The sequence below is a fragment of the Halomonas sp. PBN3 genome (assembly GCF_000475415.1).
GTDB classification, from domain to species: Bacteria; Pseudomonadota; Gammaproteobacteria; order Pseudomonadales; family Halomonadaceae; genus Halomonas; species Halomonas shengliensis.
Genome location: NZ_AXCA01000207.1, coordinates 1 through 22154, shown reverse-complemented (window position 1 = coordinate 22154; position 22154 = coordinate 1). Strand labels below are relative to the sequence as shown.

The following is a 22154-nucleotide window of genomic DNA, read 5'->3' as shown; positions in this document are numbered from 1 at the left end:
CAACCTGATCGACGCCTCGGCACTGGAGAGCCTGGACGCCATCAACGAGCGCCTCAGGGAGGCGGAAGTGACGCTGCACCTGGCCGAGGTCAAGGGCCCGGTGATGGATCGTCTGAAGCGCAGCGACTTCCTGGATGACCTGACCGGACGCGTATTTCTCAGCACCTTTGCCGCCTGGCAGGCGCTCAAGCCGAGCCCGGCGGAAGACGAGAGCCTCTGACCTCGGTTCCAGCGGTCGCCATTTTTCCTGCATCATCCCTCTACCCCTAATCACCTCCTCCCACCTTGCGGCTCACTGTCGGGCCTGCGCACTTGGCCACTGGTCCAGACGGTGTTTTACCGCCAGCTCCGTAACTAGACATTGGTCGCACATCAAACCTCAAGGGCACCCTCCTTGCCGACATCCAAATGATGAAATTGACCTTGAATTCATGATATTGCGACAACCATTCCGCTAGACGGACGAGGCCGCTGTGTCCCGCCGACGGACAAGCGTTGACACCCTCGTGGCGGCTTCCCTAGTATCAACCTGCAAACGAAATAGAATACCGCATAGCAAAACAATCAGTATCACCAAGACTCAGGAGTCCTCATGCGCCAGCTTGCTCGCCACCTCGCCATTGCCTCTCTCCCGCTCTCGATACTCGCTGTCACCGCCACGCCGGCGAGCGCCGACGTGGAGCTACCAAGCACCATGGCGTGGACCACCTACGGCACCAATTCCAGTGGTTATGCCCAGGCCGTCGCGATCGGCGGCATGCTGCAGGAACACTACGATACCTCGGTGCGCATTCTGCCCGGCGACAACGACGTCTCGCGCATGACCCCGCTCAAGCAGGGGCGAGTCAACCTCTGCGCCTGCGGCATCTCCAGCTACTATGGCGCCGAGGGCGTGTTGATGTTTGCCCATCCCGACTGGGGCCCCCAACCGCTGAGGGTAATCACCACCTCGACGGCCTCCTTCGGACTCTCCCTGGCAGTGGCAGGTGACCTGGGTGTCGAGACGCCGGCCGACCTCAAGGGCAAGCGTGTGGCCTACATCCGAGGCGACGACGCCCTGAACAAGGGCACCGAGGCCTACCTGGCCTTCGGCGGTTTGACCTGGGACGACGTCGAACGGATCGATTACCCCGGCTACGGCCGCTCCTTCGACGGCATCATCGCCGGCAACGTCGATGCCTCCTTCACCACTACGGTCACGCCCCCTGCCCAGCAGCTGGCCAGCAGCCCGCGCGGCATCAGCTGGCCGGTGCTCGATCCGAACGATGCAGAGGGCTGGGAGCGCATGCAGGCGATAGCCCCTTACTTCCGCCCCCATGAAGTCACCTCAGGCGCCGGCGGTATCAGTGCCGACAACCCGCTGCCGAGCGCCAGCTATCCCTACCCCATCGTGGTCGCCAACGAGGACCTCGACGACAAGGTCGCCTATGGGCTGATCAAGGCCCTGCAGGACCACTACGACGACTACAAGGATGCGGCTCCCGGCGCGGCAGGCTACGCGCTCGAGTATCAGGACCTGCAGTGGGTCATCCCCTTCCACGACGCCGTGGTGGACTACTACGAGGAGATCGGTGTCTGGACCGAGGAGATGCAGGCGCACCAGGACCACCTGGTCGAGCGTCAGAACCTCCTCCTCGATACCTGGGAGCAGTTCATGTCCGGCGATGTGCCCGAAGACGAGGACGCCTTCCGCGAGGCCTGGATGGCGGCCCGGGCCGAGGCTCTGACCGAGGCCGGCTTCGACCCCATCTTCGAATGACGGCGGCGGGGCGGCCCGGGTCGCCCCGTTCCCCTTCTTCCTGAACGTCCTGCTTCACCGCCCTGGACCCCGATATGACCAAAGCGAAAACACAAGACGGCTCTGCGCAGCAGGCCAGGGAACAGATCAGCCAGACTCGCCCGCTGCCGCCCGGCCTGGCATGGATTCCGGGTGCCGTCACGGTCGTGCTGATGCTGATGACCCTGGACTACCTGTTCAATCTCGGCTGGCTGAACATCGTCACGGGCCTCGAAACCCAGTTCTACTATGCGGTGGTGGCCCTGCTGCTGCCGCTGGTCTATCTGCTCTGGCCGCTCCGGCCCTCAGCCTGGCATGCCATTCCCTGGTACGACTACCTGCTCAGCGCCGTGACGTTGCTCATCGGCGGCTATTTCGTCTATAACGCCGACGCCATCCTCGAGCGCGGCTGGGCCTTCGCCGCGCCGGACACCGCCATCTGGGTCAGCTACGCCTACTGGCTACTGATCATCGAAGCCGCCAGGCGCGCCGGCGGCTGGCCCATCGCGGTGATCGTCACCGCCTTCTCGCTCTATCCCCTGGTCGCCGATGTGATGCCGGGGCCGATCCAGGCCTTCCCCTCCTCCCTCGAGGAGACCGCCATGTACCACACCATGAGCACCGAGAGCATCATGGGCGTGCCGCTGCAGGCCTTCGCCGGCCTGGTGATCGGCTTTCTGGTGTTCGGGGTGGTGCTGCAGAAGAGCGGCGGCGGCAAGTTCTTCATCAACCTGGCCTTCGCCCTGCTCGGCCATGTGCGGGGCGGCCCGGCCAAGGTCTCGATCTTCTCCAGTGGCCTGATGGGCTCGATGAGCGGCAGCGTGATCAGCAACGTGCTGACCACCGGGGTGCTCTCGATTCCCGCCATGCGCCGCATCGGCATGGGGCGCTCCTTTGCCGGCGGCGTCGAGGCCTGCGCCTCCACCGGCGGCGTTTTGATGCCTCCGGTCATGGGCGCCACCGCCTTCGTCATGGCCATGTTCCTCGACGTGCCCTATGCCGCCGTGGCGCTGGCCGCGGTGATTCCCTCGGTCCTCTATTTCCTGGGGCTGTTCATCCAGATCGATGCCTATGCCGCCAGGCACGAGATCAAGGGGCTGCCCAGCGCGGAACTGCCCTCGCTGAAGGCCACCCTCAAGGAGGGCTGGTACTTCATCTTCGTCTTCGCCCTGCTGGTGTGGATGCTGCTGGTCATGCAGCGCGAGGCCGTCGCGCCCTTCTATGCCACCGCCTTGCTGCTGATCCTCAACCAGCTCTCCAAGCACAACCGCTGGCGGTGGCAGGATGTGGGCGAGACACTGTCGGGAGCCGCCAGGCTGTTCGCCGAGCTGGTCGCCATCCTCGCCGGGGTCGGCATGCTGGTGGGCTCGCTGTCGATGACCGGCCTGTCCGGCACCATCGCCAACGACTTCATCCATCTGGCGGGGGGCAGCGTGCCGATGCTGTTGATCATGGGCGCCCTGACCAGCTTCGTGCTGGGCATCGGCATGACCGTGACCGCCGCCTACATCTTCCTGGCCGTGGCCCTGGCACCGGCCCTGATCCAGGGCGGCGGCCTCGATCCCATGGCCGTGCACATGTTCATTCTCTACTGGGGCATGCTTAGCTTCATCACCCCGCCGGTGGCGCTGGGCGCCTTCGCCGCCGCCACCGTGGCCGGCGCGCGCCCCATGGCCACGGGGCTGCAGGCCATGCGCCTGGGCAGCGTGATCTACTTCATTCCCTTCCTGTTCGTGCTCAACCCCGCGTTGATCATGCAGGGCGCGCCGTTGCAGATCCTGCTGGTGTTCGTCCAGGCCCTGGTGGGCATCGTGCTCTTCGCCTCGGCCATGCAGGGCTACCTGATCTGGGTCGGTCGTCTGGGCCATGGTGTTATCCAGGAGGCGGTGATCCGCGGACTGGTGCTGCTCTCGGGCCTGACCCTGGCCCTGCCCGGTGGCGGCATGGTCCCGCTCACTCAGTTTGAACTGCTGGGCATCTCGCTGGCTGCCCTGGTGCCGGGGGTGCTGCTGGCCAAATGGAGCCAGCGTCACGCCCGTAATGGATCGCCCGAACCGGGCCTGTAAGCGGCCCCGCCCCACACGATAACCATCACCTGGAGCTCATTGCATGCCTGAGTGTGTCCACTACCAGCGCCATGACGACATTGGCGTGATCCGTATCGACAACCCACCGGTCAATGCCCTCGGCCAGGCGGTGCGCAGCGGTCTTCTCGATGCGCTCGAGCAGGGACTGGCCGATGACGCGGCACGCGTCCTGGTGCTGATGGCCGAGGGCCGCACCTTCATCGCCGGCGCCGATATTCGCGAGTTCGGCCAGCCGCCCCGCCCGCCCCTGCTGCCAGATGTGATTGCGCATCTCGAAGCCAGCCCCAAGCCCATCGTGGCCGCCCTGCACGGCACGGCCCTGGGCGGCGGCCTGGAGGTGGCCCTGGGCTGTCACCTGCGCGTGGCGCTGCCGGGTACCCGGGTCGGCCTGCCCGAGGTCAAGCTGGGTCTGCTGCCCGGCGCCGGTGGTACCCAGCGCCTGCCGCGCCTGACCGGCATCGCCCCGGCGCTCGACCTGATCACCAGCGGGCGCCTAGTCGACGCCGAGGAGGCGCAGGCGCTCGGTATTATCGACCGGATCAGTGACGCCGAGACCCCACTGGAGGCGGCCCTCGACGCCGCCCGGGCGGTGCTCGTCGGCGACCTGTCGACGCGCCGTACCGGTGAGCTGCCCGCCCCTGCGGCCAAGCCGCAGGCCGTGGCCGACTGCCGCCAGGCCCTGGAGCGGGATTGCCCCGAGCTCTACTCTCCCTTCCGGGCGCTGGAGGCCATCGAGGCCAGCAGTCGGCTCCCCCTGGATGAAGGGCTGACCTTCGAGCGCAGTCGGTTCCTCGACTGCATGAACTCGCCGCAGCGCGCCGGACTGATTCACGCCTTCTTCGCCGCCCGTGCGCCCTACCGGGTGCCGGAAGTCGAGGATGTCCCGTCCCTGACGCGCCTCGCCCTGCTCGGCGATCATCCGCTGTTCGACTCCCTCCGACACCGGGCCGAGCGCGCCGGGATCATCCTCTCGGAGAAGGTCGAGGGAGCCGAGGCCTGCCTGCTCGCCCCGACTGGGCAGTGCTCGGCGGGGGAGGCGCTGCGCATCGCCATCGTCTCCCCGGAGGCCGCCGACCGGGCCGTCGACGCCGAGCTGCTGCTGGTGGTGCCCGCCGAGGCGGGCTGCGTGGAATTGGTCGATCTCGGCGCCGGCCCGCACCAGCAGCAGGCCGTCGCCAAGGCCCTCAAGGCGCTGCGCCTGACCGTGGTCGTCAGTCGCGGCGACAGTATTCTCGCCCGCCTGCAGCGAGCCATGGAGGGTTCCGAGTCGTCCCGCCAGGCCCTGGAGCGAGCGGCGCTCGAGGTTGCCGACGCGGGACTCGCCTATCGCCACGGCGATATCGACCTGCTGGCTATCGAGGCCCTGGGCTATCCCCGCCATCTGGGTGGCCCCCACTATCAGGCAACCGCCGGCGCCTCAACCCCCTCATCGGAGAGCACCCCATGAACCTGAACTATACCCCCGACGAGCTGGCCTTCCGCCAGGAGGTGCGCGACTTTCTGGCCACCGAGCTGCCCGACGACATCCGCGAACGCGTGCGGCTAGGCCGGCGGCTCACCGCCGACGATCACGTGCGCTGGCAGACAATTCTCAGTGAGCGCGGCTGGCTGGCCGCCAACTGGCCAGAAGAGCACGGTGGTCCCGGCTGGGGCCCGGTACAGCGGCACATCTTCGACGAGGAGTGCGCCGCCGCCCATGCCCCGACCGTGGTGCCATTCGGCGTCAACATGGTCGCTCCTGTAATCATGAAATTCGGCAGCGAAGCGCAGCAGCGCCACTATCTGCCGCGCATCCTCGCCAACCAGGACTGGTGGTGCCAGGGCTACTCCGAACCCGGGGCCGGCTCCGACCTGGCCAGCCTCAAGACCCGCGCCGTGCGCGACGGTGACCACTATGTCGTCACCGGGCAGAAGACCTGGACCACCCTTGGGCAGCACGCCAACATGATGTTCTGTCTCGTGCGCACCGACCCCGACGCCAGGAAACAGGCCGGCATCAGCTTTCTGCTGATCGACATGGCAAGCCCGGGCATCACCGTACGTCCGATCATCACCCTCGATGGCGCCCACGAGGTCAACGAGGTCTTCCTCGACGAGGTTCGCGTGCCGGTGGCCAACCGCATCGGCGAGGAGGGACAGGGCTGGACCTGCGCCAAGTTCCTGCTGACTCACGAACGCACCGGCATTGCCGGACTCGGCCACGCCAAGCAGGCACTGACCCATCTCAAGTCGTTGGCCACACGGATTCAGCATCGCGGGCGGCCTCTCCTAGAGCTGGCGAGTTTCCGCCAGCGGGTGGTGAAGGCCGAGCTCGAGCTGATGGCACTGGAGGTCACCAACCTGCGGGTCATCGCAGCGGCCCGGGATGGCAGCGTGCCGGGAGCGGAGAGTTCACTGCTCAAGGTCCGCGGCTCGGAACTTCGCCAGGAGCTCAGCGAACTGACCCGCCGCGCCCTGGGGCCGGCCGCGCTGCCCTTCTTCCCCGACTTCCTTCACGGAGACGGCGAGCTCGACGACCCGACCCTGGCGGAGAGCGCCGCAGGCGCCGCCCAGTACTTCAATCGCCGAAAGCTCTCGATCTATGGCGGTGCCAACGAGATCCAGAAGAGCATCGTCGCCAAGACAATTCTTGGCATGTGAATCGCCGATCCTCCGTACCCAAGGAGCCGTCCATGGACTTTTCCCTGACCGACGAGCAGCGCATGCTCGCCGAAACCCTCGATCGCCTGATTGCCGACCGGGTCGCCCCCGAGCAGCGCCGCGCCATGCTCGAGGCACCAGCCGGCGAACGCTCGGCGCTGTGGCAGACCTTCGCCGAACTGGGACTGCTGCACATGCCCTTCGCCGAGGAGGTCGGCGGCCTTGGCGGTGACGGCACCGACCTGATGCTCATCATGCAGGCGCTGGGACGCGGCCTGGTGCCCGACGCCTACCTGGCGGGCCTGGTGCTGCCCGGCGATTTGCTCGTTCGCCTCGGCGATGCCGGGCAGCAGAAGCGCTGGCTGGCCCCGCTGCTGGAGGGCGAGCATCAGCTGGCACTGGCCTGGCAGGAGAACGACGCCCGCTACGATGCCCATGGCATCACCACCGCTGCACGCCGGGATGGTGATGGCTGGCGCCTCGATGGCAACAAGCAGCTGGTGCTCAATGCCGCCTCGGCCGCTGCCCTGCTCGTCACCGCCCGCCTCGATGACGGGCGTCTGGGCCTGTTCGTGGTCCCCGCCGACGCCTCCGGTCTGTCACGTCGCGACTACCACACCATCGACGACCAGTCGGCCAGCGACCTGACCCTGGACGCCGTCTCGTTGAACGATGCCAGCTGTCTCAGCCTCGACGCCGCCCAAGCCCTCGATGCCACCCTGGCGCTCGGCCGCGCCGCGCTGTGTGCCGAGGCGCTCGGGGCCATGGAGGTCGCCTGCGAGCAAACTCTCGACTATCTCAAGGAGCGCCAACAGTTCGGCACCCCCCTGTCGGCGTTCCAGAGCCTGCAGCACCGCATGGTCGACATGCACCTGCACCTCGAGCAGGCCCGCTCCATGGCGATTCTCGCTGCCACCAGCCTCGACCTCCCTGCCGCCGAACGCGACTACCGCCTCGCCGCGGCCAAGGCCTACTGCGGTGAAGCGGCGCGCTTCGTCGCCGAACAGGCCATCCAGCTGCACGGCGGCATGGGCATGACCGACGAGTGCTACGTATCCCACTACGCCAAGCGCCTGGTGATGTTCGATCATTACCTGGGTGACGTCGATCACCACCTCGAGCATGTCAGCGACCACCTCGTCGACGTGGCCTGATCCCGGGTTTCAACAAAGGAGAATGCAGGTGGAAGAACAAGTCGAACGCGATTCCATGGATTTCGACGTGGTCATCGTCGGCGCCGGGCCTTCGGGCCTGTCGGCGGCCTGTCGGCTGATGCAGCAGGCGAGCGAGGCCGAACAGGAGCTGACCGTGTGCGTGGTCGAGAAGGGCTCCGAGGTGGGCGCCCATATCCTCTCCGGGGCCGTCTTCGAGCCCCGCGCCCTCCAGGAACTTTTCCCCGACTGGGAGGCCCGTGGCGCCCCGCTGACCACCCCCGCCGTGCGCGACGAGCTCTACCTGCTCAAGGACGCCGAGAAGGCCCAGAAGCTGCCCAACGCCCTGGTGCCCAAGACCATGCATAACACCGGCGGCGACCTCACGCGCTATGTGATCAGCGCCGGCAACCTGTGCCGCTGGTTGGCCGAGCAGGCCGAGGGCCTCGGGGTGGAGATCTTCCCCGGCTTCGCCGCCCAGGAAGTGATCGTCGATGAGGACGAGGTGGTGCGGGGGATCCAGATCGGCGACATGGGGGTGGGGGCCGACGGCGAGCCCAAGGACAGCTACATGCCGGGCATGGAGCTGCGCGCCAAGTACACCCTGTTCGCCGAGGGCGCCCGGGGGCATCTGGGCAAGCGCCTGATCGAGCGCTTCAAGCTCAACGACGGCAAGGACCCCCAGCACTACGGCATCGGCCTGAAGGAACTCTGGGACATCCCCGCCGACCAGCACGAGCCCGGCCTGGTGCTGCACGGCTCCGGCTGGCCGCTGGACAAGCACACCCATGGTGGCTGGTTCCTCTATCACGCCGAGAACCAGCAGGTGGTGGTGGGTCTGATCATGGATCTCTCCTACCAGAACCCCTGGCTGTCGCCCTTCGACGAGTTCCAGCGCATGAAGCACCACCCGGTGCTGGCCAAGCACCTCGCGGGCGGCAAGCGCATCGCCTACGGCGCCCGCGCCATCACCAAGGGCGGCCTCAACTGCCTGCCGAAGATGACCTTCCCGGGTGGCCTCTTGATCGGCTGCGACGCAGGCACCCTCAACTTCGCCAAGATCAAGGGGCTGCACACCGCCATGAAGTCGGGCCTGGTGGCCGCCGAGGCGGTCTTCGAGGCCATCGCCGGCGGTGATGAAGGGGGACAGGAGCTGACCGCGTTTACCGAGAAGTGGGAGGCGAGCTGGGCCTATGCCGAGCTCAAGGAGAGCGCGAGCTTCGGCCCGGCGATCCACAAGTACGGTACCGTGGGCGGCGGCGCCTACAACTTCGTCAACCAGCTGCTCGGCGGCAAGCTGCCCAACGTCCACGACACCACGCCGGATCACGCAGCGCTCAAGCCGGCCGCCGAATTCGAGAAGATCGACTACCCCAAGCCCGACGGCAAGCTCTCCTTCGACAAGCTCTCCTCGGTGTTCCTGTCGAACACCAACCACGAGGAGGATCAGCCCTGCCACCTGCGCCTGGCGGACCCGGAGCTGCCGATCCGCGACAACCTGCCGACCTACGCCGAGCCGGCAAGCCGCTACTGCCCGGCCGGGGTCTACGAAGTGATCGAGGGGGACGACGGCAAGCCGCAGTTCCAGATCAACTTCCAGAACTGCGTGCACTGCAAGACCTGCGACATCAAGGACCCGGCCCAGAACATCACCTGGGTGGCGCCTGAGGGCGGCGGCGGACCCAACTACCCCAATATGTAGGTGCGCCCAGTAGGACGGTGCATCGAAAAGCAGCACATCCCGCCAACTCCGGTGGGATGTGCCCCGTGCGGCAACTACCCGGCAAGCCGGCGCCGTGCCGCCCGGTAGTCTCGCTCCAGCTCATCCACGATCTCGGCCACGCTCTGGCGGAACTGAATTGCGCCGACACCCTGGCCGGCGCCCCAGATGTCCCGCCACGCCTTGGGCTTGCTGCCCCCGCCGGAACCATAGCGCATCTGACCCTTGTCACCCGAAGGGAGATCATCGGGATCCAGTCCGGCTCGCTCGATGCTGGCTCGCAGGTAATTGCCGTGCACCCCGGTAAAGAGGTCGCTGTAGACAATGTCGGCTGCCCGGGAGTCGACCACCATGCGCTTGTAAGCCTCTACCGCATTGGCTTCGTGACTGGCGATAAAGCGTGTTCCCATATAAACCAGATCGGCACCCAGCGCCTGGGCCGCCAGGATCTGCTCACCGCACCCGATGCCGCCGGCCAGGACCAGAGGGCCATCGAACATCTGTCGCACCTCAGCCACGAAGGCGAAGGGGTTCAAGCGCCCACCGTGGCCACCGGCACCATTGCTTACCAGGATCAGTCCATCAACGCCGCAATCGACGGCCTTATGCGCATGGCGCAGAGTCGTCACATCATGGAAGACCCGCCCGCCATAATCATGCACTCGCTCCACGACCCGATGCGGGGCGTGCAGGCTGGTGATCACCAGGGGTACACGAAACTCGGCACACAGCGCCAGATCGTGCTCCAGGCGATCATTGGTAGGATGCACGATGAGGTTGACCGCGAAGGGAGCGATCCTGCGCCCGGGGTCGGCCTCACGGCTGTCAGCAAGCCCCTCGGTGATACGTGTGAGCCAAACCGCAAGTTCGTCCACTGGGCGTGCATTGAGGGCGGGAAACGCTCCCACGATCCCGGCCCGGCACTGAGCCAGCACCAGTTCGGGACCGGAAAGAATGAACATCGGTGAACCGATCACCGGCAGTCTCAGCGACTCGTCAAACCCGTGCAGCATGGTGTCTCCCGATAGCAAGAAGGCCCGCCGAAGCGGGCCCGTTCAGTGAAGCGATCGTGTCTACAGCTTGCTTTCCAACTCGGGCAGCGCCTCGAAGAGGTCGGCCACGAGGCCATAGTCCGCGACCTGGAAGATCGGCGCCTCCTCATCCTTGTTGATCGCCACGATCACCTTGGAGTCCTTCATGCCGGCCAGATGCTGGATGGCACCCGAGATGCCCACGGCGATGTAGAGGTCCGGGGCGACGATCTTGCCGGTCTGGCCCACCTGCATGTCGTTGGGCACGAAGCCGGCATCCACCGCGGCGCGCGAGGCACCGATGGCGGCCCCCAGCTTGTCGGCGATGCCGTCGAGGAGCTTGAAGTTCTCGCCGTTACCCATGCCACGACCACCGGAGATGACCACCTTGGCGGCACCCAGCTCAGGACGGTCGGACTGGGCCAGCTCCTCCTTGACGAAGGTGGACTGGGCGTTGTCGGCGACGAAGTCCACCGCCTCGATGGCGGCGCTGCCACCCTCGGCCACCGCATCGAAGCCGGTGGAGCGCACGGTGATCACCTTGAGGGCGTCCTCGCTCTGGACCGTGGCGATGGCGTTGCCGGCGTAGATCGGGCGCTTGAAGGTGTCCGGGGACTCCACCGCGATGATCTCGGAGATCTGCGCCACATCGCGCAGCGCTGCCACGCGGGGCAGCACGTTCTTGCCGGTGGTGGAGGCGGCCGCCAGCAGGTGGGTGTAGTCGCCGGCCAGCTCGTTGAGCAGCGCCGCGGTGGGCTCGGCCAGAAGGTGGGCGTAGGCGGCGTGGTCAGCCACGCGCACGCGGGAGACGCCGTCCAGCTTGGCCGCGGCCTCGGCGATGGCGGAGACGCCCTCGCCTGCCACCAGCACGTCGATATCGCCGCCGATGGCCTGGGCGGCCGCCACCACATGGGCGGTAGCGCCGGCCAGGGCGCCGTCGTGATGTTCCGCGAGTACCAGAATGCTCATGAGATCAGCTCCTTTCAAAGCACTGTTATCAAAGCACCTTGGCTTCGTTCTTGAGTTTATCGACCAGCTCGTCCACGGAGCTCACCTTGACGCCGCCCTGGCGCTCGGCCGGCGGCTCGACCTTGAGCAGCTTGACCCTGGAGGCCACCTCGACGCCGAGATCCGCCGGGGTCTTGACGTCCAGCGGCTTCTTCTTGGCCTTCATGATGTCCGGCAGCTTGGCGTAGCGCGGCTCGTTCAGGCGCAGGTCGGTGGTGATGATGGCGGGCAGGGCCAACTCGACGGTCTGCAGGCCGCCGTCGACCTCGCGGGTCACCTGGAGTTTCTCCCCCTCGACCTTCACCTCGGAGGCGAAGGTGCCTTGGGGCAGGCCGGTGAGGGCCGCCAGCATCTGGCCGGTCTGGTTGTTGTCGGTGTCGATGGCCTGCTTGCCGAGGATCACCAGGCCCGGCTGCTCCTCTTCCACCAGCCTGGCCAGCGCCTTGGCCGCACCCAGCGACTCGACGCGCTCGTCGGTCTCGACGTGAATCGCGCGGTCGGCGCCCAGTGCCAGCGCGGTGCGCAGCTGCTCCTGGGCGGCCTTGGGGCCGATGGTCGCGACGACCACCTCGGTGGCGATGCCCTTTTCCTTCAGGCGCACCGCCTCTTCCACGGCGATCTCGCAGAAGGGGTTCAGGGCCATCTTGACGTTGGTGAGGTCGACGTCGGAGTGATCCGGCTTGACCCGGATCGTGACGTTGTAGTCGATGACGCGTTTGACCGCGACGAGGACTTTCATGGCGTATCTCCGGTGAATTGTTGTTGGGTGCGCCGAGCCGGGGCTCAGCAGAAGGCCTGGAGGCCGGTCTGGGCACGACCCAGGATCAGCGCATGGACGTCGTGGGTGCCCTCGTAGGTGTTCACCACCTCGAGGTTGACTAGGTGGCGGGCCACCCCGAACTCGTCGCTGATGCCGTTGCCCCCCAGCATGTCGCGGGCCAGGCGGGCGATATCCAGCGCCTTGCCGCAGCTGTTGCGCTTCATGATCGAGGTGATCTCCACCGCGGCGCTGCCCTCGTCCTTCATGCGTCCCAGGCGCAGGCAGCCCTGCAGGGCCAGGCAGATATCGGTCTGCATGTCGGCCAGCTTCTTCTGGATCAGCTGGTTGGCGGCCAGCGGCCGGCCGAACTGCTGGCGATCCAGGGTGTACTGGCGCGCGGTGTGCCAGCAGTCCTCGGCGGCGCCCAGCGCCCCCCAGCTGATGCCGTAGCGCGCCGAGTTGAGGCAGGTGAAGGGGCCCTTGAGGCCGCGCACCTCGGGGAACCGGTTCTCCTCGGGCACGAAGACGTTGTCCATGACGATCTCGCCGGTGATGGAGGCACGCAGGCCCACCTTGCCGTGGATCGCCGGGGCGGAGAGCCCCTCCCAGCCCTTCTCCAGTACGAAGCCGCGAATGTCGCCCTCGTCATCCTTGGCCCACACCACGAAGACGTCCGCGATCGGGCTGTTGGTGATCCACATCTTGCTGCCGGTGAGGCGATAGCCGCCGTCGACCCTGCGGGCGCGGGTCACCATGCCGCCGGGGTCGGAGCCATGGTTGGGCTCGGTGAGGCCGAAGCAGCCGATCCACTCGCCGCTGGCCAGCTTCGGCAGGTACTTCTGCTTGGTGGCCTCGTTTCCGAACTCGTTGATCGGCACCATCACCAGGGAGGACTGCACGCTCATCATGGAGCGGTAGCCGGAGTCGACCCGCTCGATCTCCCGGGCGATCAGGCCGTAGCAGACGTAGTTGAGGCCGCTGCCGCCGTACTCCTCGGGGATGGTGGCACCGAGCAGGCCGGTATCGCCCATCTCGCGGAAGATGGCCGGATCGGTCTGCTCGTGGCGGAAGGCCTCCAGCACGCGGGGGGCGAGCTTGTCGGCGGCGAACTGGGCGGCGCTCTGCTGCACCATGCGCTCTTCGTCGCTGAGCTGCTGGTCGAGGAGCAGCGGGTCTTGCCAGTGGAAGGCGGGGTTCTGGGACATGTCGGAGTTTCCTCTACTTGCCGTTACGGCCTGTCATGACAAATCACTTGGCCTCTGAAGGACGGTTTTGCTTTGCGAAATTGCGTTTCATTTATCTCATGGTGCTGAACTGCCACGCCACAGTCAAGCGGCAATTGCCATGCTTAAAAGCGTGCTACCAGAAACCACGCCGCCACTAGCGGCATGGCGAGACAGAGAAAAAGGCCGTTCCAGCGATAGCCGATCCGCAGCGACGAAACGCCAGTGAACCTGGACAGAATCAGCATCGAGACGGTCATGGGTGATGACATGAGCGCCAGCGTCCATCCCACCAGCAGGGAGACCGCAAGAATGGGCGGCGACAGTCCATCGATGCCCAGTGTCGGCAGGATGCCGACCAGCAGGGTGACGCTGACGATGGGGTTGATGCCAACCTGAGCCAGCACGGCCACCAGCAGCATGGCGACCACCGCCGTGCCTGCTCCCAGAGACGATAGGAAGCCGAGACTCCCGGCCAAGGCCGAACCATCCACCAATCCCACGCAGAGGTGCCCCAGATAGCCTGCCGCCCCCAGCACCACGATCTCGTTGGACGCCGGCGACACCAGCCTGGGCAACCCGCGATGCAGGGCAACGGCAGCAGTCGGCATCCCCGCCATGCCATGGCGGCGGAACTGCCAGCAGAGCCACAAGAAAGCCCCCAGGGGCGCTCCCAACAGCACGGCGATGGGCAAATGCAGACCGAACCCCCAGGCGAGAGAGAAGATCAACGCCACCAGCGAGAGCAGCAACAGGGTGAAACGCCCCAGGGGCCTCAGCGAGGGAACAGCATGCTCGCTGGTCTGCTGCATTCGCGGGCCGGTCATCCGGTCGACGCCCCAGCCGACCAGGAACAGCACCAGTGCCGCGCCCAGGGCGTAGGGCGCCAGCTCGATCCAGCGCAGCCCCTCCAGGCTGGAGAGCACCACCGCCATGCCGATCCCCATGGGCGACACCAGCGGCGCCAGGGCAAAACCGCGCAGCAGCGCCAGCATCATGCGCCGCTGCCGGGCATGTTGTACCCATAGACGACCCTGGGCTGCCGCCAGGGTATTGCTCTTCTCAATCATGGCGGCAAAGAGATTGAGCACGCCGATATTGAGAATGATGCCGAACAGCGCCGAGCCCAGTGACAGGATCGGATAACGCCGGCTGGGCGGCTGAAGCAGCATGGCGTGCCCACAGCGCTTCACCAGCTTCGACCGGTAGGCGGGTAGCCGAAGCAGGCCCAGCGCCACCAGGAAGGTCGCGAAAAAGGCGAAGCGTCCCGCCGCCTCGCGCAGCAGCTCCAGCGGAGCGGCGTGTTGCCACAGCGCTATCAGGCTCAGCATGGCCGCAACCCCCAGCAGGGTGCGGGCCATGGTCGACAGCCCCCGCAGGGTGAGCAGATAGCCCCCCAGGGCGACCATGGCCACCCACTGCGCCGGGAGGCTTGCGAACACCAGGTCTGCCAGGGTCGCCAGGGTCACGACCAGCAGCAGGGAGGCTCTCAGGCGATCCCGGCTCACTGGCCCTTTCCCTGCTCGGCCTCGCTTCCCCGACGCCGACGGAAGGTCCCTTCCCCCATCGCCACCAGCTGGCCTTCGCTGTCGAGTACTTTACCGCTGGCCATGAAGGTACTGCGCCCTCCCCCTTCCAACCGACCGATAGCGCGCAGCGTATCGCCCTTGGCCGACGCCACGAAGGTGGTGGTGAGCGACAGCGTCATCGCCTTGCGCAGCTGATCCGGCGCCTCGCAGTGCAAGCCCGAAAAGCTCATGGCCACATCCAGCAAGGTGCAGAGGACGCCGCCATGCACGATCTCGCTGCGGTTGAGGTGATGCGGCTCGACCCCCAGCTCGAGCGTCACCTGATCCGGCGCCCAGGCGACAACGCGAATGCCCAGAAAGTCCTGGAACCCCACCATCCGCCATGACAACGGCAAGGCATCATTCATGCTGGATCCTTCCCTTGCGCCATGTCGCGAAGCCGCCCCTTGAGGATCTTGCCGCTGGCCGTCGCGGGCAGGCTGTCCATCAGCACGATCCGGGTGGGCCGCTTGTAAGGGGCCAGGCGTTCGGCAATGAACGCCCTGAGCGCCGCTTCATCCAGGGCCGCCCCCGGCTCGCCCTGCACGAAGGCCACCACCTCCTCATTGCCCGCTACCTGGCGCCCCACCACGGCCGACAGCGTCACGTCGGGATGCTCGTTGATCACCGCCTCGACGTCCGGCGGGTAGATATTGAAACCGGAGCGGATAATCAGCTCCTTGCTGCGCCCCACGATATACAGCTGGCCCTGCTCGTCGAACCGCGCGATGTCACCGGTATTGAGCCACCCGTCTTCGGTGAGGCAGGCCCGCGTGGCGTCGGGCTGGCGGAAGTAGCCCTTCATCACGTTGGGGCCGCGCACCCAGAGCTCGCCCACCTCGTCAGCGTCTTCGGGGGCATCGCCGCTCGCGGTCAATGGCTCGAGGCGATACTCCAGCAGCGGCAGCACGCGTCCCACGGTATTGCTGGCATGGCGATCGTCGATGCGGGTCTGGCTGATGGTCGGGCTGGCTTCGGTCAGCCCATAGCCGTTGTGCAGGGTCAGGCCGAAGACCGCCTCGACCCGGCGCTTGATGTCGCTGTCCAACGGCGAACCACCGGCCGAGATATAGATCAGTGCCGGCGCCTCCAGCCTCTCGCCTTCCCGCTTGAGGTGCTCGAGTATGCGCGCATACATGGCCGGCACCCCCTGCAGCACGGTGATCCGCTCCTGCTTCAGGGCGGCGAGCAACATCGCCGCATCGAAGCGCGGTACCGTATAGAGGCAGGCACCGTTGTAGAGCGACCCCATGCACACCGAGGAGAGGCCGAAGACATGGGACATGGGCAACACGCCGTAGACGCGCTGTCCCTCGCTTAGGTGACGCATGCCACCGGAGATCGAGGCGATATAGAGGATACCGCGGTGGCTGAGCATGACGCCCTTGGGCGTGCCGGTGGTGCCCGAGGTGTAGATCATCGCCGCCACCTGCTCGGTGCCACTGGCCTGGACCGGTTCCGGCTCTCTGTCGGCCAGCGCCCCCACGTGCAGCGCCCCCAGGGTGGGATGGCTCAGCGGCTCGGCGCCGTGACGGTGACCATGGGCCTCGGCGTCGGGTGACGCCTCGCTGGTATAGAAGAGGCGCCGCGGCTGGCAGTTGTCGCGAATCAGGTCGATCTCCCTGGCCGACAGCCGCGAGTTGACAATGGCCACCCAGGCATCGAGCTCACTGGCCGCCAGCAGCAGTACGACCAGGGCACGGCTATTCTCACCGACGGTCATCAGGCGGTCGCCGGGGCGAATCCCGAGCGACGCCAGCCACTCCCGGGCCTCGTGAATCTCGCGGCCCAGGTCGGCATAACTCCAGCGGACGTCACCATCGACCAGCGCCGCCTGGTCGGGAATGCGCCGGGCGTTGTCGAGCACCCGAGTACTCAGGCGCTCGGGGAGCTCCGACACCAGTTCGCTAGCCAAGCGGCCGAAGATGCGCTCATCCGGCGCCTGGCGGATCACGGACAGTGCCATCAGGACGCCTCCCTCACCATGTTGCGGGCGATCACCAGCTGCTGAATCTGGGTGGTGCCCTCGTAGATGCGGAACAGCCGTACGTCACGGTAGAAGCGCTCGACGGCATACTCCGCCATATAGCCCGAGCCACCATGGATCTGCACCGCCCGATCGGCCACCCGGCCCACCATCTCGGCGCAGAATAGCTTGGCGCAGGAGGCCAGGGTCGAGACATCCTCGCCGGCATCCTTGCGCCGCGCCGCATCCATCACCATGGCCCGCCCGGCATAGGCTTCGGTCTTGCTGTCGGCGAGCATGGCCTGGATCAACTGATGCTCGGCCAGGGGCACGCCGAACTGCTTGCGCTCCATGGCATAGCTCAGGGACTCCTCCACCAGGCGCTCGGCGACACCGACGCAGACCGCCGAGATATGCAGACGGCCACGGTCGAGGACCTTCATGGCGGTCTTGAAGCCCTGCCCCTCGCGGCCACCGATGATGTTCTCCGCCGGTACCCGGCAGTTATCGAAGATGATGTCGCAGGTATGGGCGCCCTTCTGCCCCATCTTCCTGTCGGCCGGCCCCCGCGTGAGCCCAGGCGTGTTGCCTTCGACGATGAAGGCCGAAATGCCGCCGGCCCCTTTCTTATCGGGATCCGTTCGCGCCATCACGGTGAACAGGTCGGCTTCGGGACCATTGGTGATGAAGCGCTTGGTACCGTTAAGCACATAGTGGTCGCCATCGCGTACCGCCGTGGTGCGCAGGCTGGCCGCATCGGAGCCGGCATCGGGCTCAGTCAGGCAGAAGGCGCTGAGGAGCTCGCCGGTGGCAAGCTGCGGCACATAGCGCGCCTTCTGCTCGGGGGTGCCGTCGATCAGGATGCCTTGGGCACCGATGCCGTTGTTGGTGCCGAAGATGGAGCGGAAGGCCGGCGAGGTCTTGCCGATCGTCATGGCCACCAGCGCCTCTTCCTCCATGGTCAGTCCCAGGCCACCGTACTCTTCCGGTATCGACAGGCCGAATACGCCCATCTCCTTCATCTCGGCCAGGATCTCGGGAGGCACGGCGTCCTCCTCGGCCAGGCGCGCCTCGTTGGGAATCAGGCGTTCACTCACGAAACGTGAAAGGGTATCGAGCAGCTGATCCAGCAGTTCCTGATCGCGAATCATGGGATGTCCTCATAGGGTGGTGACAGGGGGCGAATGCCAGGCCAGGCAAGACCGGGCCAGCGGATTCCGATTAGCGGAACCATCGTTCGCATCATCTTCTTGCCAAGCAATCTGGCATAGCCTAGGATGGCAGTCAATAAACAAAATCAAGTTTCGCAGTACGAAACTAAAGGAGAAAAGCGCCGTATGAGCACTACGCCATTCCCTCTCTTCCGTACCCTGGGCATTGTCGGTACCGGCGCCATGGGCCGTGGCATCGCCCAGTTGGCCGCCCAGGCCGGGCTCGAGGTCACCCTCCACGATGCCCGTACGGGCGCAGTGGATGAGGCCAGGGACTTCATCAGCGGCGTCTGGTCACGCGGGGTGGCGAAGGGACGCCTGAGCGAGGACGACCTGGCGTGCTACCGGGCCCGACTGCACGAGGCGGCCGACCTGGCGAACCTGGCGGGCTGCGACATCGTGGTGGAGGCCATCGTCGAGAAGCTCGAGGCCAAGCAGGAACTCTTCACGCGCCTGGAAGGGATCCTGGATGACCAGGCCGTTCTCGCCACCAACACCTCATCGCTGTCGGTGACGGCCATCGCCTCCGCCTGCCGGCTGCCGCAGCGCGTGATCGGCTTCCATTTCTTCAACCCCGTGCCGCTGATGAAGATCGTCGAGGTCATTCCGGGCCTGCGGACCACATCCGACGTGGTGGAACGGGTCGAGGCCCTGGGGCAGGCCATGGGCCACTTCACCGCCCGCGCCACCGATACGCCAGGCTTCCTGGTCAATCACGCCGGTCGCGCCTTCGGTACCGAGGCATTGCGCCTGCTCGGCGAGGGGGTGGCCGACCACACCACCATCGACCGCCTCCTGGTCGACCAGGGCGGGTTTCGCATGGGCCCCTTCAGCCTGCTCGACCTGACCGGTCTCGATGTCTCCCACGCGGTGATGGAGTCCATCTACCACCAGTACTACGAAGAGGCGCGCTTCCGGCCGTCGCCTTTGACCCGGTCGCGCCTGGCCGCCGGCCTGCTGGGCCGCAAGAACGGCGAGGGCTTCTATCGTTATGTCGATGGCCAGGCCCAGGTCCCCGAGGAGCCGGCCGCACCGAAGGCGGCGCCAACACCGGTGTGGATCAGCGGCGAAGACCCTCATGCCCGCCAGGCGCTGACCGCCGTGGTCGAGGCTGCGGGCTGGAAGCTCGAAACGGGCGACACGCCCAGTGATGACGCGCTGTGCTTGCTGACGCCCTATGGAGAAGACACCACCGACAGTGCCCTGCGTCAGCGGCTCGACCCGGCGCGTTGCGTCGCCATCGACATGCTGGCGGGCCTCGACACGCGCCGCTGCCTGATGGTGAGCCCGGCGACCGAGGCCGAGAGGCGCGATGCGGCCCATGCGCTGTTCGCCCTGGACGGCACGCCGGTCAGCGTGATCAACGACAGTCACGGGTTCGTGTTGCAGCGCGTGGTGGCCGCCATCGTCAATGTCGGCGCCGATATCGCCCAGCAGGGCGTGGCCGACCCTGCCACCATCGATCGCGCCGTCGAACTGGGACTGGGCTACCCCATGGGACCGCTGACGCTGGGAGAGCACTATGGGGCCCGTCGCATCCTGACCATCCTGGAACATCTGCAGGCGGCCAGCGGCGACCCACGCTATCGACCCAGCCCCTGGTTGCGTCGCCGCGCCCGCCTCGGCCTGCCCCTGACCCACGCCGGGACTCGCTCGCGCCCCCTCTAGCCCGCTGGACCCGACGCCTAACGAGATTCGATCCCCACCCTGGAGTTGACCATGCAAGACGCCTATCTCTACGACGGAATTCGCACCCCCTTCGGTCGCCACGGCGGCGCCCTGGCAGGGATTCGCCCGGATGACCTGCTGGGCCTGACACTGAAACACCTGGTCGAGCGTTCGTCATTCGACCCGGATAGTTACGAGGAGGTGTTGGCCGGGTGTACCAACCAGGCTGGGGAGGATTCACGCAACATCGCCCGCCACGCCGCGCTGCTGGCCGGGCTACCACAAGAGGTCGCCGGCCAGACCGTCAACCGGCTGTGCGGCAGCGGCCTGGCGGCCATCCTCGACGCCGCACGGGCGACCCGCAATGGTGAAGGTGAGCTTTTCCTGGCGGGCGGCGTGGAAAGCATGAGCCGTGCCCCCTACGTGCTGGGCAAGGCCGAGTCGGCCTATGCCCGCAACCAGCCCCTCTACGATACGGTGATCGGCTCACGCTTCCCCAATCCCTGGATCGCCAAGGAGTACGGCAGTCACAGCATGCCGGAAACCGCGGATAACGTGGCCCATGACCTGGGCATCGGTCGCGAGGCCGCGGATGACTTTGCGGCTCGCTCCCAGGCACGCTACGCCCAGGCACTGGCGCAGGGCTTCTATCGCGATGAGCTGCTTGCGGTCGAGGTCCCCCAGGGGCGCAAGCAGCCTCCGCTGCGGGTGGACCAGGACGAGCACCCGCGCCCCGGCAGCGATGCGGCCAAGCTCGGCCGCCTGCCGGCGCTGTTCGAGAATGGCGTGGTCTCGGCAGGCAATGCCTCCGGACTCAACGACGGCGCCGCGGCGATGATCATCGGCAGCCTTGCGGTCGGGGAAAAGGCCGGTATGGCCCCGCGCGGCCGGATCCTGTCCGGCGCGGTGGCCGGTGTGGCACCGCGGGTGATGGGCCTGGGTCCCGTGCCGGCCAGCCAGAAAGCACTCGCACGGGCGGGACTCGGTCTGGAGCAGATGGACCTGATCGAGATTAACGAGGCCTTCGCGGTGCAGGTCCTGGGATGCGTCCAGCAGCTGGGGCTGTCTGCCGACGACAGTCGCCTGAATCCCAACGGTGGCGCGATTGCCATCGGGCATCCCCTCGGCGCCTCCGGTGCCAGGCTCGCCCTGACCGCCCTGAGACAGTTGGAGGCCACCGGGGGACGCTATGCGCTGGTCACCATGTGCATCGGGGTCGGCCAAGGCATCGCGGCCATCATCGAGCGCCTGGACTGAGCAACGCTACATTCATGACGCCCGGCACATGCGGGCGTCGTGCCATGCTTCGATGTCGATCGAGGGCATATGACGCTCTTCAGTGCGACGAGTTATACGATACTATATTCCGCAAATGGCACCGGCACAGGGAACTCGAATGCCCCCTCCCGCTCAACTCGATGACGATCAATCAGAACCTGTAAAGGATCGCAACTTTGTGACCGCTCTGGCCCGGGGCTTGGAACTACTTCGTGCTTTCGGGCCCGGCGAAGAATTCCTCGGCAATGCAGAACTATCCAGCCGCACTGCCATTCCTCGTCCGACTGTGTCGCGACTCACCTATACGCTGACCCAGCTGGGCTATCTCAAGCACGACAAGAGGCTCGAGAAGTACCGCCTGGGACCGGGCATTCTGGCACTCGGCTATCGGTTCCTTGCAAGCCAGGGCATCCGCGAGATTGCCCGTCCCTATATGCAGCAATTCGCCGATGCTACCGACTGTGCCATTGCCTTGGGCACTGTCGATCGTCACAGCATGACTTATATCGAGGTATGCCAAGGCAGAGGCCCACTGGTGATGCGCCTCGAAGCCGGCTCGCGTATTCCTGTGACAACAACAGCTATCGGTCGCGCCTGGCTCTGCGGCGTTTCCGAGCAACAGAGAGAGGCCTTACTGGAAGACATCAGGAGACGTACCCCCGATGGCTGGACTGCCGTCAAGACGGCTATGGAGAAAAGCCTGGACGAATATGACCGCTATGGTTTCTGTCTGTCAGAAGGCGAGTGGGAGCGCGATGTCAGCGCCGTTGCCATCCCACTGATACTCGAAGATGGCGCCGAGGTCATGGCCATTAATTGCGGCGGTTCGTCACTACGCTTGAGCCATCGCATCCTGGTCGAGAACCTGGGGCCCCGTCTGAAGGAGGTCGTGCAGCAGATCCATGCTGAACTGCGTCATGGTGCAACTCCCTGAGACCTCTGTTAGGAACTTCCTACTACATCATGATACAGCACCCCTATGAGCAGTGCCGAGGTGGCCGCCGGAGACGGCGCCATCACCGTGGCGATCCTCACCTTGGTCGATATCCCGCTGATCCGCCAGACC

General features: G+C 66.2%; 17 protein-coding genes and 1 pseudogene. 10 read left to right on the top strand and 8 right to left on the bottom strand.

Annotated features, from left to right (window positions below; genetic code table 11):
* The 7 genes and pseudogenes from Q673_RS33730 to Q673_RS33700 all read left to right on the top strand — a co-directional run.
* A pseudogene (locus tag Q673_RS33730) lies at positions 1-220 on the top strand (sodium-independent anion transporter); the annotation flags it as partial.
* 372 nt (positions 221-592) lie between these two features.
* Entirely contained in the window at positions 593-1759 is a 1167-nt protein-coding gene (locus Q673_RS33725) for a TAXI family TRAP transporter solute-binding subunit (protein WP_031218709.1), read from the top strand.
* A 74-nt stretch (positions 1760-1833) separates the two neighbouring features.
* Positions 1834-3843 carry a TRAP transporter permease gene (locus Q673_RS33720; protein ID WP_031218707.1) on the top strand — a complete coding sequence of 670 codons (2010 nt, stop codon included), beginning with the start codon at positions 1834-1836 and terminating at the stop codon, positions 3841-3843.
* A gap of 43 nt (positions 3844-3886) precedes the next feature.
* Entirely contained in the window at positions 3887-5311 is a 1425-nt protein-coding gene (locus tag Q673_RS33715; protein ID WP_023007202.1) for an enoyl-CoA hydratase/isomerase family protein, read from the top strand.
* Entirely contained in the window at positions 5308-6504 is a 1197-nt protein-coding gene (locus Q673_RS33710; protein WP_023007201.1) for an acyl-CoA dehydrogenase family protein, read from the top strand. The genes Q673_RS33715 and Q673_RS33710 overlap by 4 nt, the downstream gene beginning before the upstream one ends.
* A 32-nt stretch (positions 6505-6536) precedes the next feature.
* On the top strand, positions 6537-7658 hold the full coding sequence (locus Q673_RS33705) for an acyl-CoA dehydrogenase family protein (RefSeq protein ID WP_023007200.1): 1122 nt from the start codon (positions 6537-6539) through the stop codon (positions 7656-7658).
* A 55-nt stretch (positions 7659-7713) separates the two neighbouring features.
* On the top strand, positions 7714-9357 hold the full coding sequence (locus tag Q673_RS33700) for an electron transfer flavoprotein-ubiquinone oxidoreductase (protein WP_235048543.1): 1644 nt from the start codon (positions 7714-7716) through the stop codon (positions 9355-9357).
* A gap of 74 nt (positions 9358-9431) precedes the next feature.
* Here Q673_RS33700 and Q673_RS0118765 read toward each other — a convergent pair whose 3' ends face one another.
* The 8 genes from Q673_RS0118765 to Q673_RS33665 form a co-directional block, all read right to left on the bottom strand.
* Positions 9432-10388 carry an NAD(P)H-dependent flavin oxidoreductase gene (locus Q673_RS0118765; RefSeq protein WP_031218705.1) on the bottom strand — a complete coding sequence of 319 codons (957 nt, stop codon included), beginning with the start codon at positions 10386-10388 and terminating at the stop codon, positions 9432-9434.
* A 60-nt stretch (positions 10389-10448) separates the two neighbouring features.
* Positions 10449-11375, bottom strand: coding sequence for an electron transfer flavoprotein subunit alpha/FixB family protein (locus Q673_RS33695; protein ID WP_023007196.1), 927 nt, complete (start codon positions 11373-11375; stop codon positions 10449-10451).
* Positions 11376-11403: 28 nt separating this feature from the next.
* Positions 11404-12153, bottom strand: a complete 750-nt coding sequence (locus tag Q673_RS33690) for an electron transfer flavoprotein subunit beta/FixA family protein (protein ID WP_023007195.1) — start codon at positions 12151-12153, stop codon at positions 11404-11406.
* A gap of 44 nt (positions 12154-12197) precedes the next feature.
* Positions 12198-13379: an acyl-CoA dehydrogenase gene (locus Q673_RS33685; RefSeq protein WP_023007194.1), complete on the bottom strand. Its 1182-nt coding sequence runs from the start codon at positions 13377-13379 to the stop codon at positions 12198-12200.
* A gap of 143 nt (positions 13380-13522) precedes the next feature.
* A complete protein-coding gene (locus tag Q673_RS33680; RefSeq protein ID WP_235048542.1) occupies positions 13523-14866 on the bottom strand; it encodes a hypothetical protein in 1344 nt (447 codons plus the stop codon).
* A 35-nt stretch (positions 14867-14901) separates the two neighbouring features.
* On the bottom strand, positions 14902-15333 hold the full coding sequence (locus Q673_RS33675; protein ID WP_023007192.1) for a PaaI family thioesterase: 432 nt from the start codon (positions 15331-15333) through the stop codon (positions 14902-14904).
* Positions 15330-16931, bottom strand: coding sequence for a class I adenylate-forming enzyme family protein (locus Q673_RS33670; RefSeq protein ID WP_023007191.1), 1602 nt, complete (start codon positions 16929-16931; stop codon positions 15330-15332). The genes Q673_RS33675 and Q673_RS33670 overlap by 4 nt, the downstream gene beginning before the upstream one ends.
* Complete coding sequence (locus Q673_RS33665) at positions 16931-18082, bottom strand: acyl-CoA dehydrogenase family protein (RefSeq protein ID WP_023007190.1); 1152 nt, start codon at positions 18080-18082, stop codon at positions 16931-16933. The genes Q673_RS33670 and Q673_RS33665 overlap by 1 nt, the downstream gene beginning before the upstream one ends.
* A 186-nt stretch (positions 18083-18268) precedes the next feature.
* On the opposite strand from Q673_RS33665, the gene Q673_RS33660 reads away from it, so the two are divergent.
* From Q673_RS33660 to Q673_RS33650, 3 genes are all read left to right on the top strand, one after another.
* Entirely contained in the window at positions 18269-19810 is a 1542-nt protein-coding gene (locus tag Q673_RS33660) for a 3-hydroxyacyl-CoA dehydrogenase (RefSeq protein ID WP_023007189.1), read from the top strand.
* Positions 19811-19861: 51 nt separating this feature from the next.
* Positions 19862-21067 (top strand): 3-oxoadipyl-CoA thiolase, encoded by a 1206-nt coding sequence (locus Q673_RS33655; RefSeq protein WP_023007188.1) that lies wholly within the window; start codon positions 19862-19864, stop codon positions 21065-21067.
* A gap of 139 nt (positions 21068-21206) precedes the next feature.
* Entirely contained in the window at positions 21207-22022 is an 816-nt protein-coding gene (locus Q673_RS33650) for an IclR family transcriptional regulator (RefSeq protein ID WP_031218703.1), read from the top strand.
* The last annotated feature ends 132 nt before the right edge of the window (positions 22023-22154 follow it).

What these genes read in the sequence shown, in the direction of transcription:
- Q673_RS33660 (WP_023007189.1), top strand. Translation starts at nt 18,269, where the DNA reads ATGAGCACTACGCCATTCCCTCTCTTCCGTACCCTGGGCATTGTCGGT.
- Q673_RS33690 (WP_023007195.1), bottom strand. Translation starts at nt 12,153, where the DNA reads ATGAAAGTCCTCGTCGCGGTCAAACGCGTCATCGACTACAACGTCACG.
- Q673_RS33685 (WP_023007194.1), bottom strand. Translation starts at nt 13,379, where the DNA reads ATGTCCCAGAACCCCGCCTTCCACTGGCAAGACCCGCTGCTCCTCGAC.
- Q673_RS33710 (WP_023007201.1), top strand. Translation starts at nt 5,308, where the DNA reads ATGAACCTGAACTATACCCCCGACGAGCTGGCCTTCCGCCAGGAGGTG.
- Q673_RS33670 (WP_023007191.1), bottom strand. Translation starts at nt 16,931, where the DNA reads ATGGCACTGTCCGTGATCCGCCAGGCGCCGGATGAGCGCATCTTCGGC.
- Q673_RS0118765 (WP_031218705.1), bottom strand. Translation starts at nt 10,388, where the DNA reads ATGCTGCACGGGTTTGACGAGTCGCTGAGACTGCCGGTGATCGGTTCA.
- Q673_RS33720 (WP_031218707.1), top strand. Translation starts at nt 1,834, where the DNA reads ATGACCAAAGCGAAAACACAAGACGGCTCTGCGCAGCAGGCCAGGGAA.
- Q673_RS33700 (WP_235048543.1), top strand. Translation starts at nt 7,714, where the DNA reads ATGGATTTCGACGTGGTCATCGTCGGCGCCGGGCCTTCGGGCCTGTCG.
- Q673_RS33715 (WP_023007202.1), top strand. Translation starts at nt 3,887, where the DNA reads ATGCCTGAGTGTGTCCACTACCAGCGCCATGACGACATTGGCGTGATC.
- Q673_RS33725 (WP_031218709.1), top strand. Translation starts at nt 593, where the DNA reads ATGCGCCAGCTTGCTCGCCACCTCGCCATTGCCTCTCTCCCGCTCTCG.
- Q673_RS33675 (WP_023007192.1), bottom strand. Translation starts at nt 15,333, where the DNA reads ATGAATGATGCCTTGCCGTTGTCATGGCGGATGGTGGGGTTCCAGGAC.
- Q673_RS33655 (WP_023007188.1), top strand. Translation starts at nt 19,862, where the DNA reads ATGCAAGACGCCTATCTCTACGACGGAATTCGCACCCCCTTCGGTCGC.
- Q673_RS33650 (WP_031218703.1), top strand. Translation starts at nt 21,207, where the DNA reads ATGCCCCCTCCCGCTCAACTCGATGACGATCAATCAGAACCTGTAAAG.
- Q673_RS33705 (WP_023007200.1), top strand. Translation starts at nt 6,537, where the DNA reads ATGGACTTTTCCCTGACCGACGAGCAGCGCATGCTCGCCGAAACCCTC.
- Q673_RS33695 (WP_023007196.1), bottom strand. Translation starts at nt 11,375, where the DNA reads ATGAGCATTCTGGTACTCGCGGAACATCACGACGGCGCCCTGGCCGGC.
- Q673_RS33665 (WP_023007190.1), bottom strand. Translation starts at nt 18,082, where the DNA reads ATGATTCGCGATCAGGAACTGCTGGATCAGCTGCTCGATACCCTTTCA.